Source organism: Amycolatopsis ruanii, from assembly GCF_003385175.1.
Taxonomy (GTDB): domain Bacteria; phylum Actinomycetota; class Actinomycetes; order Mycobacteriales; family Pseudonocardiaceae; genus Amycolatopsis_E; species Amycolatopsis_E thermalba.
In genome coordinates, this window is sequence record NZ_PQHY01000016.1 from 87321 (window position 1) to 100212 (window position 12892).

The following is a 12892-nucleotide window of genomic DNA, read 5'->3' on the forward strand; positions in this document are numbered from 1 at the left end:
CGCGAGACGAACTACTGCCGCAGCCATCCCTGGGCACCCCCGCCGCCGCTGGTCCACCACCGACAAGCCGCTCCAGCGGCGCGAGGCGGCTTCTGGCGAGGCTCGCGCGTAAAGCCCGTCCTCGGCGCGGACCTCACCTGCATCTCCTTGACACTTAGAACTCTAACGTTTAGAGTGCTAAGTGTTAGTCGACAGGGCGAGCACCCGAGAAAGGAGCACGAGATGCATGCGAAGCAGCCGGGAATGGTGTTGAAGGTCAAGGCGAAGCCCGGAATGGGGGACGAACTGTTCCAGGCCTGCCACGAGCAACACTTCAACGGCGACCCGGACGGCCCGGTCGAGTGGGTCCTCGCCCGCTCGGACGAAGATCCCGACGTCATGTGGGCCTTCGAGTTCTACCGGGACGACGCGTCGTTCGACCGCCACTACTCGAGCGCCGCGCTCCAGGAAGGGCAGTTCGACGAAGGGCACCAGCGGATCGCCGACCTCGTCGCCGACGGCGCCGAGGAATGGGGCGTCCGGACGCCGGTGCACATCGTCTCCTCCAGCTGAGAAGGTCGAAGCATGGAGACGACACCGACCGGCAGCCTCGATCTGATGCGCTGGATCGTCTGGGCGCAGCGGAAAAGCGGCGAGGACTGGATCCGGGAGCGCGGGCTCACCCACGAGCAGAGCGCCGCGCTCGTCTACCTGGTCCGCAACCCCGGGGCGATCCAGCGGGACATCGCCCGGATGAGCCGCACCAGCGCGGCGAGCGTGACCAGCCTCCTGCAGGGGCTCGAGCGCCGCGGTTTCGTCGAGCGGCGCATCGAGCCCGGCAACGAGCGCAGCAAACGCGTCTACGCGACACCGGCGGGAAGCGAACTGATCGCCGGGTTCGAGACCGCGATGACCGGCGTCGAGGAGTCGATCCTGGCCCCGCTGGACCAGGCGGAGCGCGCCACCCTGCAGGCCCTCCTCACGAAGATCGCCGCGGATCTGCCGCAGCCGGACCCGTCCTGACCCACCGCCCCGCCACCCCACGTCCGCGCCGCGCCGGCCTGGACCTGCCCGGAAGAAGACCATTATGAACACCCCTCACGTCACGATCATCGGGGCGGGACTCGGCGGCCTCACGCTCGCCCGTGTCCTGCACCTCCACGGAATCCCGGCCACGGTCTACGAAGCCGAGCCCGCGCCGACGGCCCGCACGCAGGGCGGGATGCTCGACATCCACGACTACAACGGGCAGCTCGCCATCGAAGCGGCCGGCCTGATGGACGAGTTCCGCGGCATCGTCCTCCACGGCCGCCAGGCCATGCGGATCCTCGCCTCCGACGGGACCGTCCTGCTCGACAAGCCCGACGACGGCACCGGCGGACGACCCGAAGTGCAGCGCGGCGACCTGCGCCGGATCCTGCTCGACTCACTCCCCGGCGACACCGTGCAGTGGGGCCGAAAGGCCGTCGGCACCCGCTCCCTGGGCGACGGGCACCACGAGGTGACCTTCGCCGACGGCGGCACCATCACCACGAGCCTGCTCGTCGGAGCGGACGGCGCGTGGTCACGGGTGCGGCCGTTGCTCTCCGATGCCACACCCGAGTACACCGGGATGTCCTATGTGGAGACCTACCTGTTCGACGTCGACACCCGGCACCCGGCTGCCGCGCGAGCCGTCGGCAGCGGCTCCATGGCCGCACCCGCGACGGGCGGCAAGGGGATCCAGGCCCACCGGGAAAAGGGCGAGACCATCCACACCTACGTCGTACTCCGCGAACCGCTGGAGTGGTTCGCGGCCATCGACTTCGCCGACGGCGCGGCCGCGGCCGCACGGATCGCGCAGGAGTTCGACGGGTGGGCACCCGAGCTCACCGCACTGATCACCGACGGCGACGTCGCACCGCTGCTGCGTCCCATCTTCACCCTGCCGCTCGGGCACAAGTGGGAGCGGGTGCCCGGGGTGACCCTGCTCGGCGACGCCGCGCACCTCCTGACGCCGAACGGCGAAGGCGCCAACAGCGCCATGTACGACGGCGCCGAACTCGGCAAGGCCATCGCCGCCCACCCCGGCGACATCGAAACCGCCCTCACGCAGTACGAGGAAGCCATGTTCCCGCGCAGCGTGGAGTTCGGCTCCATCGGCGCGGAACTCCACGACCTCGACGGCGACGACGCGGCCGCGGGCCTGATCAAGCTCTTCACGGAGAACGGCGACTGAAACGCCGGAGCCCCCACGATCACGGGGCGGAGCTTCGAACGCCGCCCGCGGCGTCAGACGGTGAGGACGAGCTTGCCCTGCAGGTGGCCGGCGTCGAGCAGGCGGTGCGCGTCTGCGATCCGGTCGAAGGGGAACACCTCCTGCACGTGGACCCGGAGCTCGCCCTGCCACGCCGTCAGCCCGACGACCGGCAGCGCCGCAGCCTCCACATGCGACAACGAAGCCGGCTTGCGCACCAGGTGCAACGCCGGGGCCGCCACGAATTCCGCGTACGCGTTCAGCCACACGGGGGAACAGCGGCATGCCGAACACCTCGTCACCGGGCCGCAACCGGTACGTCCTGGTCTCTTCGACGACACCGCTGATGCCCCAGCCGGGTACGAACGGAAGCGGCTGCGGCAGCGGAAATTCACCGGAGGGTCGTGCTCGCCGGTCTCAGCAAGGGCCCGGTCCGCCGCGGTGAGCTCGTCGACCGCCACGCCTACGCCGAGGTGCCGCCCGCGCCGAGTACGCACTCACCCCGCTCGGCGAGACGCTGATCGGCCCGATCCACACGCACCCGACCGCTCACCGCCTTAGCAGCCGTCGGGCGAGGTAGGCCGCGTCGCGGCCGACGCCGCGGATGGTCGCGGAGGAGAAGCTGCGCTGCCACTCCAGCCCGACGAACCCGAGCCCGGGATGGGTGGTGGACAGGCCGCGGTGCTGCTTCGGCATCCCGGCCGGGCCGAGGGCACCGAGCTTGTCCAAGTAGGACAGTCCCGGGCGGAACCCGGTCGCCAGGAGGATGGTGTCGACCCGTTCGCGGGTGCCGTCGGGCCAGGTCACGGTGTCGCCGTCGATGGCGGTGAACATCCGGCGCTGGTCTGGTGCGCCGGCGTCGATCGCGGCGCGGTAGCCGCCCGCGTCCTGGACGGGCATGCCCGGCTTGGTGCGCAGCCAGGGGCCGATGGGCAGGGCGTCGAATCCGGTGACGGTGAGCCAGAAGTGCACGTCCCGCCCGAGCGGTTTCCGGGGGGCGTAGCGGATCGGGTGGCGAGGGTGACGCGGGCGTGCGGGGCGAGGTCGATCGCGATCTGGACGGCGGAGTTGGCCGCGCCCACCACCACGATCCGCTGCCCGGCGAAGGGGCTCGGCTCGCGGTAGTCGCCGGAGTGCAGGACGGTCCCGGTGAACTCGTCGAGTCCGGGGAGCGCGGGCCGATACGGGGAGGTGAAGGCGCCGGTCGCGGCGATGACGATCGGCGCGGACAGCTCCTCGCCGCTGTCGGTCGAGACGACGAACAAGCCGGCCCCGCCGCACACCCCGGTCTCGGCCAGGACCAGCTCCACCCGTCCGGCGGCCTCGTGGTCCCCGGCCAGTGCGGCGGCGATGGAGCGGACCTGCTCGTAGCCGGTCATGGCGAGGAACGTGGGGGCGCGGCCGTAGCTCTTCATCCCGGCCAGGTACACGTTCGGCTCCGGGTGCGCGAGTTCCTTCGCGCCGTGCGGGTAGACGGTGCCGCAGGAGTGCACGTTCGGGTCGATCAGCGGCGCGAGCGCGACCGGCGCCTGCAGCGTGGCGTCCAGCTCCAGCCGCAGCTCCGACAGCCAGGACAGGTCTGGGCGGAAGCCGGTCACCACCACGACCTCGTCCACCGCCTCGACGGTGCGCCCGTCGCCCGAGCGCAGCACCAGGCGGCCCTGCTCGTCGCGCGTCACGGCCTCGGTGCGGAACCCGGACACGATCTGCACCAGCCCGGCGTCCACGGCCTCCTTGGCCCGCAGCCCGAGCGCGCCGCGGGCGGGCAGCTGGTCGGCCTCGCCGCCGCCGAAGGTGGTGCCCACCGAGCCGCGGCGCAGGATCCAGCTGATCCGCGTGCCCGCCACGGCGGTGAGCGCGACCAGCGCCGTCAACGCGGAGTGCCCGCTGCCCGCGACCGCGACGTGCCTGCCGGCGAACCGTTCCCGGACCACCGGGTCGCCGAGGTCGGGCACCTGGTAGGTGATCCGGTCCGCCGCCGCCCGTTCGCCCAGCGCCGGGAGCCCGTCGCCACCCAGTGGGTTCGGGTTGGTCCACGTGCCCGAGGCGTCGATCACCGCGCGCGCGGTGATCAGCTCCTCGCGGCCGTCGGCGTGGCGGACGTGCACCGTCAGCGGCTCGGTGTCCCGCCCGTGATCCACCACGCGGTCCCGGCCCCGGCGCGCCACACCCACCACCTCCGCGCCGAACCGCACGCGCTCACCGAGGGCGGCAGCCAACGGCGCCAGGTAACACGCGACCCACTCCTGCCCCGTCGGGTAGTCCTCGGCCGCGGGGTGTTCCCAGCCGGTGGCCTCCAGGAGGCGGCCTGCCGCCGGGTCCACCAGCTCCGACCACTGGGAGAACAAGCGCACGTGGTTCCACTGCGCCACCGACGCCCCCGCCTGCGACCCGCGCTCCAGCACCACCGGCTCCAAACCCCGCTCCAGCACCTCGGACGCGGCCGCGAGCCCGATCGGCCCAGCCCCCACCACCACGACGGGCAGCTCACTCATCCCGGCCCATTCCATCGATCCAGCTCGATTGACTTGCCCAGACTGTATCGACTGTCATCGATCGAGGCAACCATCGATTGGAATCGATACACTCGGGGGCATGACCATGACTGCCGCGCCCCAGGCCCGAGTCCTGCCCGACGGGGAAGCCGCCACCTACGCCGACTGGTTCGCGTGCCTGGCCGAGCCCACCCGGGTGCGGCTGCTGCACGCCGTGGCCACCGCACCCCGCGGCATCACCGTCGGCGCCCTGACCGGCCTGGTCGGCATCAGCCAGTCCACCTGCTCACACCACGTGCGCAAGCTCGCCGACGTCGGGTTCGTGCAGGTGCGCAAGGAGGGCACCGCCACCATCGTCACCGTCAACGCGGCCTGCTGCGCCGGCCTCCCGCACGCCGCCGACGCCGTGATGGGCCTGCTCGCGCCGCGTCCCTGCTGCCCCGAAGACGTCCCCGCCGACGTCACCGTGCGGGCCTTGCGCGACGAGGACTGGGCCGCGGTCCGCCGCATCTACGGCGAAGGCATGGCCACCGGGATCGCCACCTTCGAGACCACCGTCCCCAGCCGGGCCACCCTCGACGCGACATGGCTCCCGGACCAGCGGTGGGTCGCCGAACTGGACGGCGAGGTGGTCGGCTGGGCGGCCGCCACCCCGGTGTCCACTCGCGACTGCTACGCCGGCGTCGCCGAAACCTCGATCTACGTCGCCGACGGCCACCGCGGCCGCGGCATCGGCAAAGCCCTGATCCGGCAGCAGGTCATCGCCCTCGACGAGGCCGGCTACTGGACCCTGCAAACCTCCATCTTCACCGAAAACCGCGCCGGCCTCGCCCTGCACCACTCCGCCGGCTACCGCACCATCGGCATCCGCGAACGCATCGCCCAACGCAACGGCACCTGGCACGACACCGTTTTCCTCGAACGCCGCAACAACGTCAGCTGACCGGGCGGCTGAGCTGGGTCGAGCCGGCTCATTCGACCAGGCTCGACCTGAGCGCGGTCTCGGTGTCGTCCACTGTGGAGCGCATCCGGTTCTTCGGGCCCCACACGGCGACGTAGACGAACAACACCACCATCACGGCCGCTCCGGCCCAGATGGACTGCTGCCATCCGTCCACGAACGACTCGCGGGCGGCCTGGACGATCTGTGCCGCCTGCGCGCCGGCGCCGCCCGAGACCTCGACGGCGTTGGCGACGCCCTCCCTGGCGACGTCCGCGGCCTCCTCGGGGACACCGGCCAGCCTGCCGTCGATCGAGCCGCGATACCCGGCGGACAGCAGCGCGCCCAGCACCGCGACACCCAGGGCGGTGCCGAGTTCGCGGGTGATGTCGTTGAGCGCGGAGGCGACACCCTGCTTGTCCCGCGGCAACGAGCCGGTGATGGCCTCGGTGGACGGCGTCATCGACAGGCCCATGCCCAGACCCACGGCGACCAGCCCCGGCAGGATCGACAGGTAGCCGCCCGACACCGAGACGAACAGGGCCATGAACACCAGTCCCACGACGGCCAGCGCGACGCCGGCAGCCATGGTCGCGCGGGAGCCGATGCCCGCGGCCAGCTTGGCCGCGAGGCCGGAAGCCAGCATCATCGAGATCGCCATGGGCATCAGGGCCGCCGTCGACAGCAGTCCCGACCACCCGAGCACGGCCTGGAAGAACGGGAACAGCACCACGCCGATACCCGCTTGGACGCCGAAGACCGCGAGCAACGTGAGCGAGCCGCCCGCCAAGCCGCGTTCCCGGAACAAGCGCACGTTCAGCAGGGCGGCGTCCCGGCGGCGCAGCTCCCAGACCACGAAGGCGATGCCGGCGACGAGGCCGGCGGCGAGGCTGATCACCGTTTCCGGGGCGGCCCAGCCGCCTTCGGGCCCTTCCTGCAGCGCGAAGATGAGACCGACGACGGCGACGGCGGCGAGCAGCGCGCCGACGGTGTCGTAGGCGTGTGCCGCGCGCTCACGGGAGTTGGGCACCGACTTCACCGTCGTCGCCATCGCCACGACGATCAGCGCGATCGGGAGCGCGAACAGCCAGCGCCAGTCGACGACGTCGACCAGGAGGGCGGAGAGGAACATGCCCAGGACGCCGCCGCCTCCCGCGACGGCCGTCCACACGCCGATGGCCTTGCCGCGCTGTTCCTCGGGGAAGGTGGAGGTGATGACGGCAAGGGTGATCGGCATGATCATCGCGGCGCCGGCGCCGCCGATCGCGCGGGCGGCGATCATGACCTCGGCGGTCGGGGCCAGTGCCGCCACCACGTTCGCGGTGCCGAACACCGTGAGCCCGGCGGTGAGCATGGGCTTGCGGCCCAGGCGGTCACCGATCGCGCCGAGCGGCAGCAGCAGCGCGGCCAGGGTCAGGGTGTAGATGTTGATGATCCAGAGAACCGTGCCCAGGGAGGCGCCGAACTCGACGGCCATGTGGGTCTGCGCGACGTTCAGGCCCGAGACCGAGGCGACGACGGCCATCAACGAGACGGACACGGAGATGAGGATGGTGCGCAGCTGCCGCGCGTCCGGGGTGGCAGCCCCCTGCGCGGGCTGGTTGGTGCTCATGGGTTCCTTTCCGATGGATTTGGGAGATCACGGCCCGGAACGTGGTTCGGCGCCCGGGAACCGTCTGCCACGATGTTAAGCAGGATTTGCGTCAATGGCATACACTCTTGCTCATGACGCAAGAAGAAAGTGCGCTGGACGGCCTCGTGCGCAAACGGATCCGGGCCTTGCGGGTCGCGCAGGGCCTGTCCCTGGAGGAACTGGCCAAGCGAGTCCACCTGGGACAGTCCTCGCTGAGCCGCATCGAAAACGGTCAGCGCCGCCTGGCGCTGGACCAGCTCGTCGCACTGGCCCGCGCCTTGGACACCACCCTCGACCAGCTGGTCGAGAACGCCGTGGACGACGTCATCATCAGCCCGATGAACCACGGAGCGCGCGGACTGAGCTGGCCGATGAAGAGCGACCCCGGCATGACGGTGATGCGCAGGCGGCTGACCGAGCCGCCGCCGGACAACCCCGCCAGGATGCGTGCCCACCCCGGCCGGGAGTGGCTCCTCGTGCTGTCCGGCACCGCCACCTTGGTGCTGGGGGACGCCAGGTTCCGGGTCGAGACGAACCGCGCCGCCGAGTTCCCGACCATGACGCCGCACGCCATCGGGGCGGAGGGCCGCCCGTGCGAGGTCTTGTTCATCTACGACCGCGACGCCCGCCGCGGGCATCGCGAGAACGACAACTCCGAGGACGACGGCTCACGACGCCACGACTTGCGCTCCTAGCATCGCGCGAGCCGACTTCCTTGCGCAATGCGCATGACAACACGCGGAAAAGGCATAACGCGCTTATCGTCGCAGTATGACGCACGCCCAGCACCACGACCACCGCCGGCACGGCCACCACCACGACCCCGACAGCGCGCTGGCGGAGATCCTCGAACTGGACGCGGAAGTCCTCGCCGAGCACACCGCCGGCATCATCAGGTGGCTGCCCCTGCACGGCGATCCGCGCCAGATCGTCGACCTCGCCTCGGGCACCGGCGCGGGCACGTTCGCCCTTCTCGACCAGTTCCCCGAGGCGCATGTCACGGCCGTGGACACCTCCCCCGGCCACCTGCGGCGGCTCAGTGAGAAGGCGTGCGCCCGCGGGGTGGAGGGGCACGTGCACACGGTGCTCGCCGACCTCGACGATGCCACCTGGCCCGACCTCGGCACCCCGGACCTCGTCTGGGCCTCGGGCGCCGTGCACCACATGGCCGATCCCGGCCGCGCCCTGCGGTCCGTCCACGACCTGCTCGCGCCCGGCGGCCTGTTCGTCGTGGTCGAGATGGCGGGCATTCCCCGCTTCCTGCCCAGGACCGCACCCGACGACCGGCCCGGCCTGGAGGACCGCGTCCACGCCGTGAGCGACCGGCGCCACGCCCAGCACCTCCCCCATCGCGGCGCCGACTGGGGACCGATGCTCGCCGCCGCCGGGTTCGTGGTGGAGGGCGAGCTCGTCGTCGAGGTGGACGTCCAGGGCGCCGGCAACGCGGCGGTCGGCCGGTACGCCCTGGGCGCGCTGCAGCGCGCCCGCGGCGCGGTCGCGGCCGAGCTCGACCCCGAGGACCTCGCCGCGCTCGACCGGCTGCTCGACACGAACAGCCCGCACAGCCTCCTGCGGCGTGAGGACCTCGCGGTCCGCACCGAACGTTCCGTCTGGGCCGCACGCCGCGCTTGAGGAGAGGCCCTCCGCGAAGCCGGACTCATCGACGCGACTGACCACTGCCGAGCGGCCGTGCTGCCCGGCACGAGGCATCTGCCGCAGCGGGCCGGCGCCGCGCTGGATCACCTGCTCCGCCGGCCGCCCGCCGCCGGGCCTCCCCTGACCGGTCCCCGACGGGACTCAGCCGGCCCAGCGGGCAATCCCGAGGGCCGCGCCGCGCCCGGCCGGCTGCTCGACACGAACAGCCCGCACAGCCTCCTGCGGCGTGACGACCTCGCAGTCCGCACCGAACGTTCCGTCTGGGCCGCACGCGCGCGTGAGGAGCGAGGCCGCTCGCGAAGCCTGACCGGCTCCCCGCCGGGGCTCAATCGGCCCAGCGGGCGATGCCCAGGGCCGCGGTGCGCACAGCCGGGGCGAGCCGGTCGACGGCGGCGCGGGAATGCGCCACGATGCCGAGCGCGGCGCGCACCCGGCCGTCCAGGCCGAGGACCGGGGCGGCGACGGACACCGCGCCCAGGGTCATCTCCTCGTAGGAGTAGGCGACACCGGTCTTGCGGACCTCCTCCAGCGCGGCCGCGAGGCGGCCCGGCTGGGTGATCGTGTGCGGGGTCATCCGGGCCAGCCCCGCCTCGACGACCGACCGCAGCAGGTCCTGTCCGGAGAACGCCAGGAAGACCTTCCCGACGCCGGTCGCGTGCAGCGGCAGGCGGCCACCGACCTCGGTCCGCGTGGGAACGGCCTTGGTGCTGGAGATCTTCTCGATGCACAGCGCCTGCGTGCCCTCCAGCACCGTGAGCTGGAGGTTCTCCTGGGCCGCCTGGAAGAGGTCGTGCATGTAGGGCAGCGCGGCCTCCCGCAGCCCACGCTGCCGCGGGGCCAGGGTGCCGATCGTCCACAAGCGCATCCCGATGCGGTACCGGCCGTCCTCGAGGCGTTCCAGCCCGCCCCACTCCCGCAACTCGGTGATGAGCCGGCGCGCGGTCGAAATCGGCAGGCCGCTGCGGGTGGCCACCTCGGTGAGCGTGAGCGCCGGATGCGCCACGTCGAAACAGTCGAGGACGGTCAGCAGCCGCCGGGAGACCGACTGTCCGGGCGTGTTCGTTCGGCCTGCCATGCCGCCAATGTACGGACGATTGCCACTGGGCGGCAATCACGTCTGGTGCCGGCGGTGGCCGGGCCGCAGGATCGCTACGTTCCCGCGAGACCAGGGCAGAACAAGGAGGTTCTGAGGATGAAGACAACCGACGGCCGTGTCACCGGGTGGCCGGACCGATGAGCGGGTTCTGGGCACGGCAGGGCATCGTCCCGCATCTGCGCTGGGGGTTCGTGGCGCTCACGTTGTTCATGATCGGCGACGGCATCGAGTCGGGCTTCCTGTCCCCTTACCTCGCCGAGCGCGGCTTCGGACCGGGCCAGACCTCGCTGCTGTGGAGCGTCTACGGGTTCGTCGTCGCCGTCGCCGCCTGGTTGTCCGGTGCGCTCGCCGAGGCGTTCGGCCCCCGGCGCGTGATGTTCGCCGGGTTCGCGATCTGGGTGGTCTTCGAGATCGCGTTCCTGGTCGCGCTGGCTCAGGGCGACTTCACGGTCATGCTGATCAGCTTCGGCGTCCGCGGGCTGGGTTATCCGCTGTTCTCCTACGGCTTCCTCGTCTGGGTGGCCATGGACACGCCCGAGTCGGTGATGGGCAAGGCCGTGGGCTGGTACTGGTTCTTCTTCGTGCTCGGCCTCGGGGTGATCAGCTCCTACTACGCGGGGGCGGTCATCCCGCTGATCGGCGAGTTCGCCACCCTGGTCACCTCGCTGGCGTTCATCGGGGCCGGCGGGATCCTGCTCGCGGTCCTGGTCAAGGCCCGCCCGCAACCGCCTGCCGGTGCCGCGACCAGCCTGCGTGCCGTGCTCGGCGCCGTCACCGTCGTCGTCGAACGGCCGAAGGTGGGTCTCGGCGGGATCGTCCGAGTGATCAACACCCTGGGTTTCTACGCCTTCGTCGTGTTCCTGGGCACGTTCATGGTGCGGGACGTCGGACTGTCCACACCGGAATGGCAGACGGTGTGGGGCACCATGCTGCTGACGAACATCCTCGCCAACGTGCTGTTCGGCTACGTCGCCGACCGGATCGGCCGCGTCCGCACGGTGGCGTGGTTCGGCGGTCTGCTCTGCGCGCTCAGCGTGCCCGCCTTCTACCACGTGCCGGCGCTGCTGGGCCCGAACTTCTGGGCCGTCCTCGTGGTCGCCGTCGTCTACGGCGCCGGGCTCTCCGGATTCGTCCCGCTCTCGGCGATCCTGCCCGCGCTGGCCCCGCACCGCGTCGGCGGCGCCGTCGCGATCCTGAACCTCGGCGCGGGGGTGAGCCAGTTCCTGGGGCCCGTCGTCGCCGGGCTGGTGGCGCCGATCGGTGTCGCCGGGACGCTCTGGGTGATCGCCGGGATCTACATGGCCGGGATCGCGCTCACCTACTCCCTCCGCACCCGTGACACCAGCGTGTCCACAGTAGACAAGCAACTGACCGGAAGGACCGCGTCATGACCGACCGTCCCACCATCGTTCTCGTGCACGGGATGTGGCACGGCGGCTGGGCCTGGGAACGTGTCTCGACCCTGCTCGAAGCCGACGGCTATCCCTGCGTCAGCGTCACGCTGCCCGGCAAGGACCGGGCCCCGGGTGACCCGACGTTCCGGGGGCACTGCGACCACCTCGTCCGCGTGCTCGACGGCATCCCCGGTGACGTCGTGCTCGTCGGCCACTCCTACTCCGGCGCCCTGCTGACCGAGGTCGGCGACGCCCCGGGCGTGCGTGCCCTGATCTACCTGAGCGCGTTCTGCCTCGAACCCGGCGACTCGGTGGCGTCCGTCAACGACGCCGAGGCGGGCTCCCAGGCGGGCAAGGACGACATCCGCCAGGTCGGCGACTACCTGGTCATCGACCCGGACACCGCGCGGCACGCCTTCTACCACGACTGCGCGCCCGCCGACGCGGCGAGCGCGGCCGGGCGCCTCACCCCCGAGCACGCCGACGCCCGGACCGCGGTCGTCTCCCGGGCGGCCTGGCGGACGGTTCCCGCCCACTTCGTCGTGTGCACGCTGGACCGGGCCTGCACGCCGGAGGTCCAGCGCAAGATGGCCGCCCGGGCAGGCTCGGTGAGCGAACTCGACTCCAGCCACTCCCCCATGTTGTCGATGCCCGGCGCCGTGGCGGACACGATCGTCAAGGTCGCGACGGAGCACGCGTCGTGACCGCCCCGGTCGCGATCGTGACCGGGGGCGCCGGCGGCATGGGCACGGCGATCGCCACGGCCCTGCTCGCGGACGGCTTCCGGGTCGCGCTGCTGGACCGCCGCGGGGCGAGCCAGGCCGCGGATCGGTTCACCGGAGAGGTGCTGGGCGTCGAGGCGGACGTCACCGACGAGGCAGCGGTCCGGGCCGCCGTCGAGCAGGTGGACGCCACCTGGGGCCGGGTCGACGCGCTGGTGAACAACGCCGGCATCGAGCCGCCGCACACGGTGGCGGACCTGGACCTCGACACGTGGCAGGCGACGGTGCAGGTGAACCTGACCGGGCCGGTGCTGCTGATGAAGCACTGCGTTCCGCGGTGGCGGCGGCAGGGCGGCGGCCGGGTGGTGTCGATCGGCTCGCGCGTGTGGCTCGGCGGCGGCTGGACCCCGGCGTACTCCGCGTCGAAGGCCGGGCTCGTCGGGCCGACCCGGGTGGCCGCCCGCGAACTGGGCCCGCTCGGGGTCACGGTCAACGTCGTGGCGCCGAGTTTCGTGCACACCGCCTTCAACGCCCAGAAGGCCGATCCGGGGTTCCTCGACGACTACGCCGGCACGATGGCCGCCGCCTCGCCGCTGGGCAGGCTGGTGGAACCGGCCGACGTCGCGAACACCGTGGCGTTCCTGGTGTCCGACCGGGCCCGCGCCATCACGGGCGAAGTGATCCACGTCGCCGCCGGAACCCAGCTGGCGCCGGCGATCCGATGACAAGGGGGTTGGAAAG

14 protein-coding genes are annotated in these 12892 nt (G+C 71.8%); 9 read left to right on the plus strand and 5 right to left on the minus strand.

Going from position 1 to position 12892, the window contains the following annotated elements:
* The first annotated feature begins 222 nt into the window (after window positions 1-222).
* From D0D28_RS11725 to D0D28_RS11735, 3 genes are all read left to right on the plus strand, one after another.
* On the plus strand, window positions 223-552 hold the full coding sequence (locus D0D28_RS11725; protein ID WP_094002550.1) for a putative quinol monooxygenase: 330 nt from the start codon (window positions 223-225) through the stop codon (window positions 550-552).
* 12 nt (window positions 553-564) lie between these two features.
* The gene (locus D0D28_RS11730) at window positions 565-1002 is read left to right on the plus strand and encodes a MarR family winged helix-turn-helix transcriptional regulator (RefSeq protein WP_116110597.1); all 438 of its coding nucleotides are present in this window, start codon (window positions 565-567) and stop codon (window positions 1000-1002) included.
* Between the two features lie 64 nt (window positions 1003-1066).
* On the plus strand, window positions 1067-2197 hold the full coding sequence (locus tag D0D28_RS11735) for an FAD-dependent oxidoreductase (RefSeq protein WP_116110598.1): 1131 nt from the start codon (window positions 1067-1069) through the stop codon (window positions 2195-2197).
* Between the two features lie 53 nt (window positions 2198-2250).
* Here the strand turns inward: D0D28_RS11735 and D0D28_RS37635 are convergent, their stop codons facing one another.
* The 3 genes from D0D28_RS37635 to D0D28_RS11745 all read right to left on the minus strand — a co-directional run bounded on the left by D0D28_RS37635 (window position 2251) and on the right by D0D28_RS11745 (window position 4710).
* Entirely contained in the window at window positions 2251-2484 is a 234-nt protein-coding gene (locus D0D28_RS37635) for a zinc-binding dehydrogenase (RefSeq protein WP_429727776.1), read from the minus strand.
* 280 nt (window positions 2485-2764) lie between these two features.
* Window positions 2765-3049 (minus strand): hypothetical protein, encoded by a 285-nt coding sequence (locus D0D28_RS36705; RefSeq protein WP_162831037.1) that lies wholly within the window; start codon window positions 3047-3049, stop codon window positions 2765-2767.
* Window positions 3019-4710 carry an NAD(P)-binding domain-containing protein gene (locus tag D0D28_RS11745; protein ID WP_240323177.1) on the minus strand — a complete coding sequence of 564 codons (1692 nt, stop codon included), beginning with the start codon at window positions 4708-4710 and terminating at the stop codon, window positions 3019-3021. Before D0D28_RS11745 ends, D0D28_RS36705 begins: the two co-directional genes overlap by 31 nt.
* 100 nt (window positions 4711-4810) lie before the next feature.
* On the opposite strand from D0D28_RS11745, the gene D0D28_RS11750 reads away from it, so the two are divergent.
* A complete protein-coding gene (locus tag D0D28_RS11750; RefSeq protein WP_116110599.1) occupies window positions 4811-5653 on the plus strand; it encodes a helix-turn-helix domain-containing GNAT family N-acetyltransferase in 843 nt (280 codons plus the stop codon).
* A 28-nt stretch (window positions 5654-5681) separates the two neighbouring features.
* Here the strand turns inward: D0D28_RS11750 and D0D28_RS11755 are convergent, their stop codons facing one another.
* On the minus strand, window positions 5682-7262 hold the full coding sequence (locus D0D28_RS11755; protein WP_116110600.1) for an MFS transporter: 1581 nt from the start codon (window positions 7260-7262) through the stop codon (window positions 5682-5684).
* A 113-nt stretch (window positions 7263-7375) separates the two neighbouring features.
* On the opposite strand from D0D28_RS11755, the gene D0D28_RS11760 reads away from it, so the two are divergent.
* The gene (locus D0D28_RS11760; RefSeq protein WP_094009228.1) at window positions 7376-7978 is read left to right on the plus strand and encodes a helix-turn-helix transcriptional regulator; all 603 of its coding nucleotides are present in this window, start codon (window positions 7376-7378) and stop codon (window positions 7976-7978) included.
* 76 nt (window positions 7979-8054) lie between these two features.
* A complete protein-coding gene (locus tag D0D28_RS11765; protein WP_116110601.1) occupies window positions 8055-8915 on the plus strand; it encodes a class I SAM-dependent methyltransferase in 861 nt (286 codons plus the stop codon).
* Window positions 8916-9264: 349 nt separating this feature from the next.
* On the opposite strand, the gene D0D28_RS11775 is transcribed toward D0D28_RS11765, so the two are convergent.
* On the minus strand, window positions 9265-10014 hold the full coding sequence (locus D0D28_RS11775; protein WP_116110602.1) for an IclR family transcriptional regulator: 750 nt from the start codon (window positions 10012-10014) through the stop codon (window positions 9265-9267).
* 158 nt (window positions 10015-10172) lie between these two features.
* Here D0D28_RS11775 and D0D28_RS11780 point away from each other — a divergent pair, with 158 nt between their 5' ends.
* Genes D0D28_RS11780 through D0D28_RS11790 form a run of 3 tightly spaced genes read left to right on the plus strand, consistent with a single transcriptional unit; the run spans window position 10173 to window position 12876 of the window.
* Window positions 10173-11426, plus strand: coding sequence for an MFS transporter (locus tag D0D28_RS11780; protein ID WP_240323178.1), 1254 nt, complete (start codon window positions 10173-10175; stop codon window positions 11424-11426).
* The gene (locus tag D0D28_RS11785) at window positions 11423-12133 is read left to right on the plus strand and encodes an alpha/beta fold hydrolase (protein WP_116110604.1); all 711 of its coding nucleotides are present in this window, start codon (window positions 11423-11425) and stop codon (window positions 12131-12133) included. Before D0D28_RS11780 ends, D0D28_RS11785 begins: the two co-directional genes overlap by 4 nt.
* A complete protein-coding gene (locus D0D28_RS11790; protein ID WP_205413236.1) occupies window positions 12130-12876 on the plus strand; it encodes an SDR family NAD(P)-dependent oxidoreductase in 747 nt (248 codons plus the stop codon). The genes D0D28_RS11785 and D0D28_RS11790 overlap by 4 nt, the downstream gene beginning before the upstream one ends.
* Window positions 12877-12892 lie beyond the last annotated feature (16 nt).

Excerpts from the sequence above, each read along its gene's own strand:
- D0D28_RS11725 (WP_094002550.1), top strand. The coding sequence starts at position 223 with ATGCATGCGAAGCAGCCGGGAATGGTGTTGAAGGTCAAGGCGAAGCCC.
- D0D28_RS11730 (WP_116110597.1), top strand. The coding sequence starts at position 565 with ATGGAGACGACACCGACCGGCAGCCTCGATCTGATGCGCTGGATCGTC.
- D0D28_RS11735 (WP_116110598.1), top strand. The coding sequence starts at position 1,067 with ATGAACACCCCTCACGTCACGATCATCGGGGCGGGACTCGGCGGCCTC.
- D0D28_RS36705 (WP_162831037.1), bottom strand. The coding sequence starts at position 3,049 with ATGTTCACCGCCATCGACGGCGACACCGTGACCTGGCCCGACGGCACC.
- D0D28_RS11745 (WP_240323177.1), bottom strand. The coding sequence starts at position 4,710 with ATGAGTGAGCTGCCCGTCGTGGTGGTGGGGGCTGGGCCGATCGGGCTC.
- D0D28_RS11750 (WP_116110599.1), top strand. The coding sequence starts at position 4,811 with ATGACCATGACTGCCGCGCCCCAGGCCCGAGTCCTGCCCGACGGGGAA.
- D0D28_RS11755 (WP_116110600.1), bottom strand. The coding sequence starts at position 7,262 with ATGAGCACCAACCAGCCCGCGCAGGGGGCTGCCACCCCGGACGCGCGG.
- D0D28_RS11760 (WP_094009228.1), top strand. The coding sequence starts at position 7,376 with ATGACGCAAGAAGAAAGTGCGCTGGACGGCCTCGTGCGCAAACGGATC.
- D0D28_RS11765 (WP_116110601.1), top strand. The coding sequence starts at position 8,055 with ATGACGCACGCCCAGCACCACGACCACCGCCGGCACGGCCACCACCAC.
- D0D28_RS11775 (WP_116110602.1), bottom strand. The coding sequence starts at position 10,014 with ATGGCAGGCCGAACGAACACGCCCGGACAGTCGGTCTCCCGGCGGCTG.
- D0D28_RS11780 (WP_240323178.1), top strand. The coding sequence starts at position 10,173 with ATGAGCGGGTTCTGGGCACGGCAGGGCATCGTCCCGCATCTGCGCTGG.
- D0D28_RS11785 (WP_116110604.1), top strand. The coding sequence starts at position 11,423 with ATGACCGACCGTCCCACCATCGTTCTCGTGCACGGGATGTGGCACGGC.